The organism is Phenylobacterium sp., assembly GCF_031425575.1.
Taxonomy (GTDB): Bacteria; Pseudomonadota; Alphaproteobacteria; order Caulobacterales; family Caulobacteraceae; genus Phenylobacterium.
This window is the reverse complement of the sequence record NZ_JANPJP010000116.1, coordinates 1-12,225: the sequence shown is the minus strand read 5'-3', so window position 1 is coordinate 12,225 and position 12,225 is coordinate 1. Positions and strand designations below refer to the sequence as shown.

15 protein-coding genes are annotated in these 12,225 nt (G+C 68.6%); 9 read left to right on the top strand and 6 right to left on the bottom strand.

Features of this window, described 5'->3' with window-relative positions; all coding sequences use genetic code 11:
• A partial coding sequence (locus RMO97_RS06840) for a YebC/PmpR family DNA-binding transcriptional regulator (protein WP_310539837.1) occupies positions 1 to 571 on the bottom strand: 571 nt, incomplete at its 3' end.
• Positions 572 to 688: 117 nt separating this feature from the next.
• Between RMO97_RS06840 and RMO97_RS06835 the strand changes: the two genes are divergently transcribed.
• On the top strand, positions 689 to 910 hold the full coding sequence (locus tag RMO97_RS06835; RefSeq protein ID WP_310539835.1) for a hypothetical protein: 222 nt from the start codon (positions 689 to 691) through the stop codon (positions 908 to 910).
• Here RMO97_RS06835 and RMO97_RS06830 read toward each other — a convergent pair.
• The 4 genes from RMO97_RS06830 to RMO97_RS06815 all read right to left on the bottom strand — a co-directional run bounded on the left by RMO97_RS06830 (position 907) and on the right by RMO97_RS06815 (position 4,197).
• A complete protein-coding gene (locus RMO97_RS06830; protein ID WP_310539834.1) occupies positions 907 to 1,488 on the bottom strand; it encodes a histidine phosphatase family protein in 582 nt (193 codons plus the stop codon). The genes RMO97_RS06835 and RMO97_RS06830 overlap by 4 nt on opposite strands.
• Positions 1,485 to 2,270, bottom strand: coding sequence for an SDR family NAD(P)-dependent oxidoreductase (locus RMO97_RS06825; RefSeq protein WP_310539833.1), 786 nt, complete (start codon positions 2,268 to 2,270; stop codon positions 1,485 to 1,487). The genes RMO97_RS06830 and RMO97_RS06825 overlap by 4 nt, the downstream gene beginning before the upstream one ends.
• Before the next feature lie 39 nt (positions 2,271 to 2,309).
• Positions 2,310 to 3,143, bottom strand: a complete 834-nt coding sequence (locus tag RMO97_RS06820; protein ID WP_310539831.1) for an alpha/beta hydrolase — start codon at positions 3,141 to 3,143, stop codon at positions 2,310 to 2,312.
• Between the two features lie 88 nt (positions 3,144 to 3,231).
• On the bottom strand, positions 3,232 to 4,197 hold the full coding sequence (locus tag RMO97_RS06815; RefSeq protein ID WP_310539830.1) for a zinc-binding alcohol dehydrogenase family protein: 966 nt from the start codon (positions 4,195 to 4,197) through the stop codon (positions 3,232 to 3,234).
• A gap of 96 nt (positions 4,198 to 4,293) precedes the next feature.
• On the opposite strand from RMO97_RS06815, the gene RMO97_RS06810 reads away from it, so the two are divergent.
• From RMO97_RS06810 to RMO97_RS06775, 8 genes are all read left to right on the top strand, one after another.
• Entirely contained in the window at positions 4,294 to 4,977 is a 684-nt protein-coding gene (locus RMO97_RS06810) for a VOC family protein (protein WP_310539829.1), read from the top strand.
• 60 nt (positions 4,978 to 5,037) lie between these two features.
• On the top strand, positions 5,038 to 6,726 hold the full coding sequence (locus RMO97_RS06805; protein WP_310539827.1) for an alpha/beta hydrolase: 1,689 nt from the start codon (positions 5,038 to 5,040) through the stop codon (positions 6,724 to 6,726).
• Between the two features lie 247 nt (positions 6,727 to 6,973).
• Entirely contained in the window at positions 6,974 to 7,492 is a 519-nt protein-coding gene (locus RMO97_RS06800; RefSeq protein ID WP_310539825.1) for a hypothetical protein, read from the top strand.
• 101 nt (positions 7,493 to 7,593) lie between these two features.
• On the top strand, positions 7,594 to 8,235 hold the full coding sequence (locus tag RMO97_RS06795; RefSeq protein ID WP_310539824.1) for a hypothetical protein: 642 nt from the start codon (positions 7,594 to 7,596) through the stop codon (positions 8,233 to 8,235).
• 8 nt (positions 8,236 to 8,243) lie between these two features.
• On the top strand, positions 8,244 to 9,410 hold the full coding sequence (locus RMO97_RS06790; RefSeq protein ID WP_310539822.1) for a hypothetical protein: 1,167 nt from the start codon (positions 8,244 to 8,246) through the stop codon (positions 9,408 to 9,410).
• 17 nt (positions 9,411 to 9,427) lie between these two features.
• Positions 9,428 to 9,889 carry a DUF1425 domain-containing protein gene (locus RMO97_RS06785; protein WP_293496084.1) on the top strand — a complete coding sequence of 154 codons (462 nt, stop codon included), beginning with the start codon at positions 9,428 to 9,430 and terminating at the stop codon, positions 9,887 to 9,889.
• A 27-nt stretch (positions 9,890 to 9,916) separates the two neighbouring features.
• Complete coding sequence (locus tag RMO97_RS06780; RefSeq protein ID WP_310539819.1) at positions 9,917 to 10,771, top strand: hypothetical protein; 855 nt, start codon at positions 9,917 to 9,919, stop codon at positions 10,769 to 10,771.
• Positions 10,772 to 10,983: 212 nt separating this feature from the next.
• On the top strand, positions 10,984 to 11,880 hold the full coding sequence (locus RMO97_RS06775; RefSeq protein ID WP_310539816.1) for a patatin-like phospholipase family protein: 897 nt from the start codon (positions 10,984 to 10,986) through the stop codon (positions 11,878 to 11,880).
• Positions 11,881 to 11,920: 40 nt separating this feature from the next.
• Here RMO97_RS06775 and RMO97_RS06770 read toward each other — a convergent pair.
• Positions 11,921 to 12,225 (bottom strand): DegT/DnrJ/EryC1/StrS family aminotransferase (locus tag RMO97_RS06770; RefSeq protein ID WP_310539815.1); only part of this gene is annotated, 305 nt, incomplete at its 5' end.

Sequence of the window (12,225 nt, the reverse complement as noted above, 5' to 3'; positions counted from 1 at the left end):
CCAGGCTCGCCTCGAGGGCGGCGGCCACTTCGGCGAAGGATTCGTAGCCGGTGAAGATGGTGTGGGTTTCCTCGTCGGACTCCACGTCCTCGGCCCCGGCCTCGATGGCGGCCTCCATCACCTTGTCCTCGCTGCCGACCTGGGCCGCATAGACGATCTGGCCCAGACGATCGAACATGAAGGCGACCGAACCCGTCGCGCCCATGTTGCCGCCGTTTTTGGAGAAGGTGGACCGGATGTTGGCCGCGGCCCGATTGCGGTTGTCGGTCAGGCCCTCGACGATCAGGGCCACGCCGCCGGGGCCGAAGCCCTCGTATCGCACCTCGTCATAGGATTCCGCGTCGCCCCCGGCGCCCTTCTTGATAGCCCGGTCAATGTTGTCCTTGGGCATGGACTCGGCCTTGGCGTTGGCGACGGCCAGGCGCAGACGGGCGTTCATGCTAGGGTCGGGCAGCCCCGACTTGGCGGCCACGGTGATTTCGCGCGACAGCTTGGAGAACAGCTTGGAGCGCACCGCGTCGGCGCGCCCTTTGCGGTGCATGATGTTCTTGAACTTGGAATGTCCGGCCATGAGTGGTCTGTTGTTCTCGTTCAGGCGGTTCTTAAATGGGTTGAGGGCTTCTAGCGCCCAGGGGCGCGGAAGGCCAGCGGGGGAGGAACCTCCCCAATTTCGAAGGGTTTGAGTGGCATGAAAGAGCAGTACGAACCGATGAGCGACTATGCCGAGGCGTGGGACGGGTCCCTCATCTACGGCAAGGAGTATCGTCGGCAGGGGTTGGGCCCGGTGGCGGCGTCAGGCGCCATGTTTGGATCGTTCCTGTTGGGCGCCCTGGTGGGTGTCGGCGTCATGGTGCTGATGCGTCAGCTGGACGACGCCAACGACGGCGGCGTCATCCTGCGCCGCGTCTAGACCGGTTCGCAGGCGATCTGGGTGATCGCGCCCTTCTCCAACCGATGGATGGCGTCCTGCGGCACCTGCAGGGCCATCAACTCCTCGCGCGGCAGCTTGCCGTAGATGCCGCGCAGGAAGCGGCCCGCCAGGCCGTGTGAGACGAGGATGACCTTGTCGTCCTGCCCCACCGAACCCAGCCAATCCGACAGACGGTCCCAGATGACCTCAAAGCTCTCGCCGTCCGGGGACTGGAAATAGCGCTCCGGATAGGGGACCTCCTGCGGCCTGCGCGCCTCAAGCTCGTCGATCTGCAGGCCGTCCCAAGACCCCATGCTGGCCTCGGCGACGCGGGGATCGAGGCGGGGCGTCAGCGTTCCGCCCATGGCTTCGCAGATGATCTCCGCGGTCCGTTGCGCGCGGCCCAGTGGGCTCGCCACCATCCGCCAGCCGCGCGTGTCGGGCACGAGGCGGCCCAGCAGTTCGCCCATTCGCCGTGCTTGGGCGCGCCCAAGCGCCGTCAGGGGTGAGTCCGACGCGCCCTGATAGCGGCGCGCCAGGTTCGACTCCGTCTGGCCGTGACGGACGAGATAGATCACCGCTTGCGGCGCACCACCGGGTGGGAAGACGACAGACCGCCGTCCACGACGATGGCCTGACCGTTGACGTAGGAGGCCTCGTCGCTGGCCAGGAACAGGGCCGCATTGGCGATCTCGATGGGCACGCCGCCCCGGGTCAGCGGGTTCAGCTGGCCGATCTTGTCCTCATTACCGCGGGCCCGGGCGCCGTCGAAGATCGGCTGGGTCATGCCGGTCTCGATCAGGCCGGGGCAGATGGCGTTGACCCGCACGCCGGTGCCGTAGAACTCGTTGGCCGAGGTCTGGGCCAGGCTGATCACGCCAGCCTTGGAGGCGGAATAGGGCGTGCCCCCCGCGCCCGAGCGGATGCCGGCCACCGAGGCGGTGCAGATGATCGAGCCCTTGCCAGCCGGGACCATGACCCGGGCCGCATGCTTCACCAGCAGGAAGGCGCCGATCAGGTTGACCCGCAGGATCTCGGTCCAGAAGGCCTGGTCCTGGTCGTCGAAGGCCGTCCAGCCGCCGGAGATCCCGGCATTGGCCCAGGCCACGTCCAGGCCGCCATACTCAGAGACCGCCTTGGCCACGAGGCCGGCCACCAAGGCTTCATCGCCCGCGTCGCCCGCCACCGAGACGGCCTTGCCCCCGGCGCCCTCGACCATCTTGGCGGTCTCATGGACGGTGTCCATCTTGTCGGCCAGGACCAGGCTGGCGCCTTCCTGGGCGAACAGGACCGAAGCCGCGCGGCCAATGCCGGAGCCCGCGCCGGTGATGATGGCGCTCTTGCCGGAAAGACGTCCCATGATGGTTTCCTTGGGTTGTTCGAAAGGGAAGCGGCGCGCTCAGCGCGTCTTGGCGACCGCGGCCAGGATGGCGTCGGCGACAATGTCGTAAAGCGCGGGCGGGACGTCGTGGCCCATGCCCGGGATGACCCGAAGTTCCGCGCCGGGGATCGCGGCCGCCGTGGCCTCGCCGCCGCGCACCGGCACCAGGGGATCGTCGGCGCCGTGCAGGACGACGGTGGGAATCGCGAGTTTCTTCAGCGCCTCGGTGCGGTCGCCATAGGCGCGGATGGCGGCCATCTGGCGGGCCGAGCCGGTGGGGTTGAAGGCCCGGCCATGCTCGGCGATCACCCGCTCGCGCAGGGCGCCTTCCGGCCAGGGATAGCCGGGGCTGCCGATGGTGGTGGCGTTGGCCACCCCGTGGGCGATGAAGGCCTCCCGGTCGGTTTCGGGATTGGGCGGGGCCACGGTCAGCACGGCGCCGGCCTCCGGAGTCGGATCCATCGTGCCCGGCGCGCCGCTGGCCGACATGATCGAGGTCAGCGACAGCACCCGGTCGGGATGTTCGATGGCGATGACCTGGCTGATCATCCCGCCCATGGAGACCCCGGCGATGTGGGCCTTGTCGACGCCGACGGCGTCCAGCACCGCCATGGCGTCGTCGCCCATGTCCGACAGGGTGTAGGTCTGGCCCGGCTGGAACCAGGTGGAGAGGCCGGTGTCGCGGTTGTCCATGCGGAGGACGCGGAAGCCATTGGAGGTCAGCTTGCCGCAGAAGGCCTGCGGCCAACGGGTCATCTGCGAGCCGAGGCCGTTGATCAGCAGAATGGTCTCCGGGCCCTGCCCGAACACCTCGTACTCGATCGCCACGTCGCCGTTCCTGGCCTTGGGCATGGTGTTCTCCCTGATGATCTGACGCTGGGTGGCGGCCCGACGTTCGTCATCCTCGCCACGGGGGCGAGGATGACGGGGTTTGGGTCGCTTAAGGCACCATCACCACGCGGCCGACGGCGGCGCGGCTTTCGATATAGGCGTGGGCGGCGGCGGCTTCCGACAGGGGGAAGACCCGGTCGATGACCACTTCGAACTCGCCGCGGGCGGCTTCGTCGATCAGGCGCTGGATGTTGTTGTGCACCCGGTCGGTGTTCATCTCGGCGCCGAGGAAGACGCCTGACAGCGAGCGGTTGCCGCCCATCAGCGAGCCGACGTCCACCACCATGGGCTCACGCCCGGCGGCGCCGACCATGGAGACCCGGCCGCGATAGGCCAGCGCATTGATGGAGCCCTGCAGGGTGGGGCCGCCGACGCTGTCGACGATGACGTCCACGCCCTTGTTATCTGTGAGGCGGCGAGCCTCCTTCACCACGTCGTCGCGGGTGTAGTTGATGCCGTGGTCAAGACCGAGGCGCTTCAGCTTTTCGAGGCGTTCATCCGAAGAGGCGGTGGCCAGGATCAGGCCCGCGCCGGCCCGCTTGGCCAGCTGGATGGCGGCGACGCCGACCCCCGAGGCGCCGGCCTGGATCAGAACGGTCTCGCCCTTCTTCATGCGGCCGAACTCGAACAGGCAGTCGTCGGCGGTGCCGAAGGTGACCGGGATGGCGGAGGCCTTCTTCACGTCGAAGCCGTCCGGGATGACCCAGCAGTTGCGGGCGGCCACGGCGCGCATCGAGGCGTGGCTGCCGAAATTCATGACGGTGGCGACCTTCTGGCCGACCTTCAGATGCTCCACCTCGGGGCCGACCTCGACGATGGTCCCAGCAGCCTGGTAGCCGACGACGTGGGGCTTGGTGGCCAGCGGGCCGCGCCAGCGGCTGAGCGTGTCGCCCCCCTCGATGGCGATGGCCTCCACGGCGATGACCACACCCTTGGGGTGGCACTGCGGGTCGGGCATGTCCTCATATTTCAGGACTTCGGGCCCGCCGTTCTCGTAATAGACAGCAGCCTTCATGGGACTCTCCTAATGAATTAAAACAAATGTTTGACTTAGGTCTCACGCCCAAGCTGACTAGGCAAGTCGAGGAAATCTAAAGGCAGGAGGGTCGTCTTGGAACTGGCGAAACCGCGGGTCGATATCGGGCTTTCCACCAACGACCTCGAGCCCATGCTGGCCTTCTGGCATGGCGAGGCGGGCATCCCCTTCGACCACCTGCTGAGGATCCGTCGCGGCCAGGACCAACACCGCCACGACGCCTTGGGCTCGGTGCTGAAGATCAACCACCATGCCGATCCCCTGCCTGACACCCCCGCCACCGGTTACCGCGAACTGATCGTCGCCCGACCGGGGCTGGAGGCGCCCATGAGGCTCACCGATCCGGACGGAAACCAGGTGACCCTGGTTCCGCCGGGCCATCAGGGGGTCACCCAGATCGGCGTCCGCATCGCCGTCCGCGACCTCGCCGCCCACCGGAAGTTCTACACCCAGGGCCTGGGCCTCACCGAGGAGACGCCGGGCGCCTTCCGGGCCGGCGAGACCCTGCTGATCCTGGAGGAGACCCCCGACGCGCCCGCCGACGCCGGCATGCAGGGCCGGGGCTGGCGCTACATCACCTTCCAGGTCTTCAAGGTCGACGCGGAGCACGCCCGGATCCTTGCGGCAGGGGGCCGTGAGGCCATGCCACCCACCACGCTGGGGACCACCGCGCGCATCTCGATGGTGCGCGATCCCGACGGCAACTGGATCGAGATATCCCAGCGCGCCTCAATCGTTGGAAGCCTTGAAGCGCATTGAGATTTGCCGTTCTTCAAACGCCTTCGCTAGAGTGTCGGCGCGGGGGAATCAGCTTCACTGATGAATGATGCGAAGAGCGCCAATGTCGCCCTGGTGATCGAGACCATGTACCAGGTCGCGGCCAACCCCGACGCCTGGCGGCAGCTCATCGACGCCCTTGCCGACGCCGGCGACCTGCAGGAGATGCCGAGCGAGGCCGTCACGGACATGGCGCGCAGCCTGGACATCGCCCGCCTCACAGCCCGGCCCGAGGAAGGGCCGGTCACCAGCCGTCGCAACGACATTGGCTGGATCGTGCTCTCGGCGCGGCGCAAGGTCCTGGCGGCCAACAACCTGGCCCATGAGATGATGGACGCGGGTCTTGGCCGCCTGAGACTGGGAGCGGAGCTCGCCTTCCAGGATCCGGCCAATGGCGAGGCCCTGGTCCGCGCGCTCAACCAGTCCCGAGCTCAGGCCAGCGGCCAGGCGATCCTGCGGCTGGACCGCGGCAGGGAGGAGGGCCCCTGCTTCGCCTACGTCGCGCCCGCCCCAGCCCTGCCCAGCGTCGCCGACGCCGCGGCCGCTGAACTCGCCGGGGACGACGAGGCCTTCGCCCTTGTCTTCCCGGCGGTCGAGGAGACCGGGCGGCTCTGGGCCTCCATCCGCGAGAGTTTCGGCCTCACACCCGCCGAGCTTCGCCTGGCCCGCAAGCTGCGGGATGGCCGCTCGCTGAAGGAGGCCGCCGACGAACTCGAGGTCAGCGTCAACACCCTGCGCAACCAGCTTCGCGCCATCTTCGACAAGATGGGACTGAAGCGGCAGAGCGACCTGATCCGGGCCCTGACCCAGCTGTCCTCGGTGGCCAGCGCCATCGAGGCTCAGACCCCGGTCATGATCCCGGCTGGGGCGGACGCTCCGCCGGTGGTGGCCATCACCCTGCGGGATGGACGGCGACTGGCCTACCGGGACTATGGCGAACCCGAAGGCCGGGCGGTGCTGTTCTTCCATGAAGGCATGGGGTCGAGCCTGCTGCCGCCGGGCGCCCAGGGCCTGGCCTGCGAACTGAACCTGCGCCTCATCTGCGCCGAGCGGCCGGGGTTTGGTCAGTCCGATCCGAGCCCGGACTATTCCTTCGACAGTGTCGCCGACGACATGGTGGAGCTGTGCGACCAGCTGGGCCTCACCGATGTCCGCATCAGCGCTATCCTCTCAGGCGCGCCCTCGGCCATGCAGACCGCCGTCCGCCTGGGCAGGCGGGCCGCGGGCGTCCTGCTGTGCTCGGGCCGCCCGCCCCGCCCGGTGAGCGAGGCCCGCACCCGCAACCCCTTGACCCTGTTCCGCTCCCGGATCGAGAACAATCCGTGGGTGATCGAGACCTTCTACGCGATCCTGCGCCTGCGCCTCTCGGCCCAGCTGGTGGACCGCATTGTGCGAGGGTCCACCGCGCACTCCCCCGGCGACGCCGCCTATTTCGCCCAGAACGCGCATATCGCCACCTACATCGCCACCTATGTCGGGGAGGCCCTGGCCCGGACCAGCCGCGGGGCGGCGGACGAGGTGAAGGCCTTCCGCCGGGCCCGCAACCTGACCGTGGCCGAGCTCTCCTGTCCGCTTGAGGTCTGGCATGGCGAAGAGGACGTCTTCGCGCCCCTCGCCGACCTGCTGGACTATCTGGGCGACAAGCCCCGCGAGGTCCGCGTGATCCCCGGCATCGGCCATCTGATGGCCCTCAAGCACTGGGACGAGGTGCTGCGCCGCTCGGCGGCCTGAGGCCCCGGCCTCAAATCGGTGGGGGCATAGTCCGTTTGGATCATGCGGGAGATGGCGCGAACCGTCAGACAGTGTCTGCGAACTCTGAGACCTACCCCCAAGGGTCGACCATGCGTCCTGTCACCGCCGCCCAATGCGCGCCCGCGCCGCCCGCCGATTCCGGCGCGTGGACGTGGGCTGACAGGTTCCTGGCCTCCTGCGGGGATGGCGCGAAAAACCCGTAATTCCAAAGGCTGGGGGGCCAACCATGAAAAAGATCCACATTCCCGTCGTCGTCGCCGGGGCTCTGATGCTGACCGCCTGGGGCGCCCCCCAGGTCGCCGCGCCGACCGCGCTGACGGCGCCGGCCCCGATCGAGGGTTCGGCCGGCAAGTACGCCTCGCCCTTCACCTCCGACGGCGTCACCGCCGGCTGGGTGACCAAGTCCATGTCGGTGAAGGCCGCGGGCCAGATCGGCTCGATGGCGGGCAACTACGCCGGCCAGAAGGCCATGGAGCAGGTGCCCTTCGTCGGCGGCTTCCTGGGCAAGAAGGCGGGCGCCGCCATGGGCCGGGGCGTCGCGCTCAAGGCCATCGGCGGTGAGGAGTTCCTGCGCTCCTCGACGGACCTGTCCTTCAACTCGCTGAACGACATGGCGCTGTTCATGTACGTCAACCACTCCGCCAACCCGGAGTACCAGAAGATCCTGGACGCGACCTACGCGATCTACCCGGACTTCCAGACCGCCTACCTGCCGGCGCTGCAAAGCGCCTCGGTCGGCAAGTAACCACACGCCAATACGGGGATCGGCCGCGTGTCGGCGCGGCCGATGATCCTTCTGAATTTGCGGCGGCCACCCCAAGGGCCGCCCACGCCAAGGGGGCCATCATGCGCATTCAATCCACCACCATCGGCCTGCTGGCCGTCCTGGGCCTCGCGGCCGCCGGTCCGGCGCTCGCCGCGCCGAAGCTGAAGCCCCAGGGCTCGGCCACGGTCTACCGCGACACCACCACCTCTGACGGGGTGAGGGGGGTGGGCACCGAGAGCCAGGACATCGTCTCCATGGCCGACGCCATGTTCCGTGACCTGCTGAACGTGCCGGAACTGATGAACCGCCCGACCCCGCCGCGGATCATCGTCGACCCGAAGTTCTTCCGGAACGAGAGCTCCGAGATCATCGACAAGGCGCTGATCACCGACCGCATCCGGGTCAACCTGCTGCGCGCCGCCGGTGGCCGCATGCGCTTCATCGGCCGCGAATACGCCGGGGCGGTGGAGGAAGAACGCGCCCTGAAGGACGCCGGAAGGGTGGACGTCGGCACCACGGGCCGCACGCGGGCCCAGGCCGGCGCCGACTACCGCCTGGTGGGCCGCATCGGCACCCGGGACGCCATCGACACCCGCACGGGCACAACCTCGCGGTTCAGCCAGTACACCTTCGAGCTGCTCGACATGGAATACGGCGAGATCATCTGGTCGAACCTGTACGAGTTCAAGAAAGAGAACCGCGACGACGTCGTCTACCGCTAGGCCAGACGATGAAACTCGCAGCCCTTTCAGGGGCGCTGGCGGTCGCCGCCTTCGGCTCGGCCCAGGCCAAGCCGCCGCCTCTCCTGCCGCCCGTGCCCTATGACGCGGGTCCGGAGACCTTCGTCGGCCGCCTGGCCACGGACCTTCCGGGCAACCGCGTGCTGAATCAGATGGAGATCGGCGCCCGGGCCTTCTGGCGCGGCGACCACGCCACGGCCAAGCCGGCCCTGGACGACGCCATCATGCGCATCGACTCGGTGTTCTCCGACAACGCCAACGCCGCCAAGGCCCGCAAGCTCTGGTACGACGAGGGCTCCAAGGACTTCAAGGGTGAGCCCTACGAGCGGGCCATGGTGTTCATGTACCGTGGCCTGATCTACCTGCACGACGCCGACTACGAGAACGCCCGGGCCGCCTTCCGGCGCGGCCTGATGCAGGACGCCTTCGCCGAGGAGGACCAGAACCGGTCCGACTTCGCCCTGCTGCTGTTCCTCGACGCCTGGGCCAGCCACCTCAATGGCGACACCGACCTGCGCGACGAGACCATGGCCCAGCTCAAGAAGCTGCGCCCCACCTATGGCGGCATCGGCGAGAAGGACGACACCCTGGTCCTGGCCGAGACCGGCCTGGCCCCGCGCAAGCTGGGCGACGGGGCGAACCACGCGTTCTTCGTCTACCGCCGGGGCAAGCCGATCCAGGAAAACCAGGTCCAGGTGCTGAATGGGGCGGCGTCCATGCAGGCGTTTCCCATGGAGGACATCTACTACCAGGCCTCCACCCGCGGTGGCCGGGAGATCGACAAGATCCTCGCCGGCAAGGCCCAGTTCAAGGCCACCACCGGGGGCATCGGCAGCTTCCTCTCCGACACCACGGTCGCCCTGTCGGAGAACAGCGGCGCCTTCAGCGCGGGGGGCCAGTACGGGGACGCCGTCGCCGCTGTCGGCGTCCTGTCCGGGGTGCTCCTGATCGTCTCCTCCAGCTCCAAGCCCCAGGCCGACGTCCGCACCTGGAGCTCCCTGCCCGACACCGTCCACCTCCTGACGCTGGGGACCGGCGGCAGGACGCCCAAGCTTACCGCCAACTTCCTCAAGGCCGGGGCGCCGGTGGCCGAAAAGCCCATCACCTGCGCCACCGACGCCAACCGCAAACAGCTGTGCCTCGTGCGCGCTCACTAAGAGAGAACGGAAATCCCATGACCTCCTTCCGCAAGCACCTGACGATCGTCGCCGCCACCGCCGCCCTGGGCCTTGGCCTGGCCGCCTGCGAGACCACCCCGCCCGAGGGCGGCGTTCGCATCGACCAGCAGAACAACATACGCCCCGAGCTGAATTCGGTCCGCGTGATCGACAACACCCTGGCCAAGTATGTCGGCCGCAAGTTCAAGGTCGACAGCCTGCTGGACACCGAGGGCGCCTACGTCTCCACCGGCCCCACGGGCTTCAAGAAGATCACCGTCCAGATCCGCAACAAGACCAATGTGGCCCTGCCGCTGCAGGCTCGCGCCAGCTGGTACGACCAGAACGGCGTGCCCACCGATGGCGCCCAGGCCTGGACCAGCCTCTTCGTCCAGCCCAACGCCATGGTCACCTTCGAGCAGAACTCGGCCCGCCTGAACTCGGCCCAGTACTACGTCGAAATCCGCGGCGCCGAGTAAGGCCCGTCTCAGGATCAGGAGGGTAAGATGCCCCACCGTATGAAGCTCGCGGCGCTAGCGACCCTCCTGGTCGCCGGCCCAGCCATGGCCCAGCCCCAGTACCGGCCCCAGGCGCCGGCGGTGACCTATCGCGAAGGCATGCCCGACGTGAACACCCCGGCCCCCAGCGCCAATCCCGACGCCGGCAACTACGCCTCGTCGGGCAGCTTCGCGCGCTGGTACGCCAGCGCCGGGCGACCCACCATGCTGATGTTCTGGAACCGCCAGCTCATCGAGGACGCCACCAGCCAGTACGACAGCGTCCAGACCACACGATCGGCCGGGATCGCCATGGGTGAAGCCGCCGCGGTGCGCGGGCGGGGCTGGGCGGCCAGCGCGTCGAGCGGTGTCGCGGCCTCCGCCAGCGAGAGTCGTCAGTACCAGGAGCGCATGACGGATTCGAGCTACGGCTTCCGCAGCAACAACTTCACGCGTGGCGTGGAGAGTTCGATCCTCAGCACCTTCCTGTCGGCGGGCGCCCGGATCGTCGATCGTGAGGCGGTGATCCGCAAGGTCTCGGCCAAGCACTCGCGCGAGGACCGCATGGACATCCAGTATCTGGAGACCTTGGCCATGGGCCAGGGCATCCAGTACCTGATCGAGATCCTGCCCGATGACGACGCTTCGTCCCCCACCGGGGTGACCTTCACGGTGAAGGTCACCCACCTGCCCACCTCCACGGTGCGGGCCCAGTTCACGACGTCGGGCGATCCGCCGCGCGGCGAGGCCAAGTGGGTGGCGGTGAACGGAGCCGGATTCGAGAAGCGCGCGGCGGCCAGCCGCCAGACCCCGCAGCTGATCGGCGCCCAGGTGGCCTACGACACCATGACCAAGCTTCGCTAGGGCCACGGCTCTGGCGCACGGAAAGGGCCTGGAGATGGCCCGTCGTCTTTCCTTTGGGGTGGGCGGAACGGCTGGGCTTGGGGGAGTTACCGGCCGGATCTCCAGACAGGCGTGGCCACCCCCCGGCGGCCGCGCCTGTCGTTCTTTGGGTGGACATCGCCACGGCCCTGGCCGACGCTCCGTCTCAACGACAGCTTAGGGAAGGGATGATCATGACCACGCGGGCCTTGGTGCTGGGCGGGGGCGGGCCGGTGGGCATCGCCTGGGAATCGGGACTGATCGCGGGCCTCGCCCAGGGCGGGGTCGATCTGGGAAAAGCCGACTTCATCCTGGGCACCTCGGCGGGCTCCTTCGTCGGGGCGCGCCTCGCGCTGGGCGCGGACTCCGCCACCCTGGCCGACCCGATCCTGGCCGAACCGCCCCCCGCGCCGCGTCCGGAGGGCCAGGCCAAGTCGGCCGCGCCGGCCACCGATCTCTCCGTCCTGGTGAAGATGATGGCCGAAGCCCAGGCCGGTGTCCGCGATCCCCAGGAGGTACGCGCCGAGATCGGCGCCTTCGCGCTGGCCGCCCAGACCCCGGACGAGGCGACCTTCATCAAGAGCTTCGGCCATTCCTTCGCGGGCCTCCCGGACGACGCCTGGCCCGAGCGCGGCTTCGCCTGTTCGGCGGTGGACGCGCTAACCGGCGAGTTCAAGCTATGGACTAAGGAGTCGGGCGTCGGCGTCACCCGCGCGGTGGCCTCCTCCTGCAGCGTGCCCGGCGTCTATCCCCCGGTCACCCTCGACGGCCGCCGCTATATCGACGGCGGCATGCGCTCCACCCTCAACGCCGACCAAGCTGTCGGGCATGACCTCGTCGTCGTGGTCCAGGTGCGCGGCGGCGCCACCGCCGGCGCGGCCGCCGAGGCCACAGCCGCGCGCGTTCAGGCCGAGCTCGACATCCTGCGCCAGGACGGCGCGAAGGTGGTGCTGATCGGTCCCGACGAGGGCAGTCAGGCCGCGATGGGCGTGAACCTCATGGACTTCCGCAAACGCGCCGCCGCCGCGCGGGCGGGGCTGGCGCAGGGCCTGGCGCAAGCGGCGGGGTTGAAGGCGGCCTGGGCAGGGTAGCCCCAACAGACCTTCTCCCCTTGCGGGAGAAGGAATCAGGTCAGCCGTTGCGCTTCACGAAGGCCCGGATGGCGGCGATCACCTGGTCCTGGTGGTCGGGCGTCAGATAGGGGTGCATGGGCAGGCTCATCACCTTTTCCGCCGCCGCGTCGGTGACCGGCAGGCCGCCAGGCGCCGGGTAGCGCGAATAGATCTGCTGCCGGTGGATCGGGATCGGATAGTAGACGGCGCTGGGGATTTCGGCCGCCTTCAGGTGGGCCGCCAGGCCATCCCGGTCGTCGGTCTCGATCGTATACTGCGCCCAGACGCTGACCCCGCCCGCGATCACCGGGGGTGTCCGGACCA

Bases quoted from the DNA above. Each gene is read 5' to 3' on its own strand.
- RMO97_RS06835 (WP_310539835.1), top strand. From the start codon at position 689: ATGAAAGAGCAGTACGAACCGATGAGCGACTATGCCGAGGCGTGGGAC.
- RMO97_RS06825 (WP_310539833.1), bottom strand. From the start codon at position 2,270: ATGGGACGTCTTTCCGGCAAGAGCGCCATCATCACCGGCGCGGGCTCC.
- RMO97_RS06820 (WP_310539831.1), bottom strand. From the start codon at position 3,143: ATGCCCAAGGCCAGGAACGGCGACGTGGCGATCGAGTACGAGGTGTTC.
- RMO97_RS06815 (WP_310539830.1), bottom strand. From the start codon at position 4,197: ATGAAGGCTGCTGTCTATTACGAGAACGGCGGGCCCGAAGTCCTGAAA.
- RMO97_RS06805 (WP_310539827.1), top strand. From the start codon at position 5,038: ATGAATGATGCGAAGAGCGCCAATGTCGCCCTGGTGATCGAGACCATG.
- RMO97_RS06800 (WP_310539825.1), top strand. From the start codon at position 6,974: ATGAAAAAGATCCACATTCCCGTCGTCGTCGCCGGGGCTCTGATGCTG.
- RMO97_RS06795 (WP_310539824.1), top strand. From the start codon at position 7,594: ATGCGCATTCAATCCACCACCATCGGCCTGCTGGCCGTCCTGGGCCTC.
- RMO97_RS06790 (WP_310539822.1), top strand. From the start codon at position 8,244: ATGAAACTCGCAGCCCTTTCAGGGGCGCTGGCGGTCGCCGCCTTCGGC.
- RMO97_RS06785 (WP_293496084.1), top strand. From the start codon at position 9,428: ATGACCTCCTTCCGCAAGCACCTGACGATCGTCGCCGCCACCGCCGCC.
- RMO97_RS06780 (WP_310539819.1), top strand. From the start codon at position 9,917: ATGCCCCACCGTATGAAGCTCGCGGCGCTAGCGACCCTCCTGGTCGCC.
- RMO97_RS06775 (WP_310539816.1), top strand. From the start codon at position 10,984: ATGACCACGCGGGCCTTGGTGCTGGGCGGGGGCGGGCCGGTGGGCATC.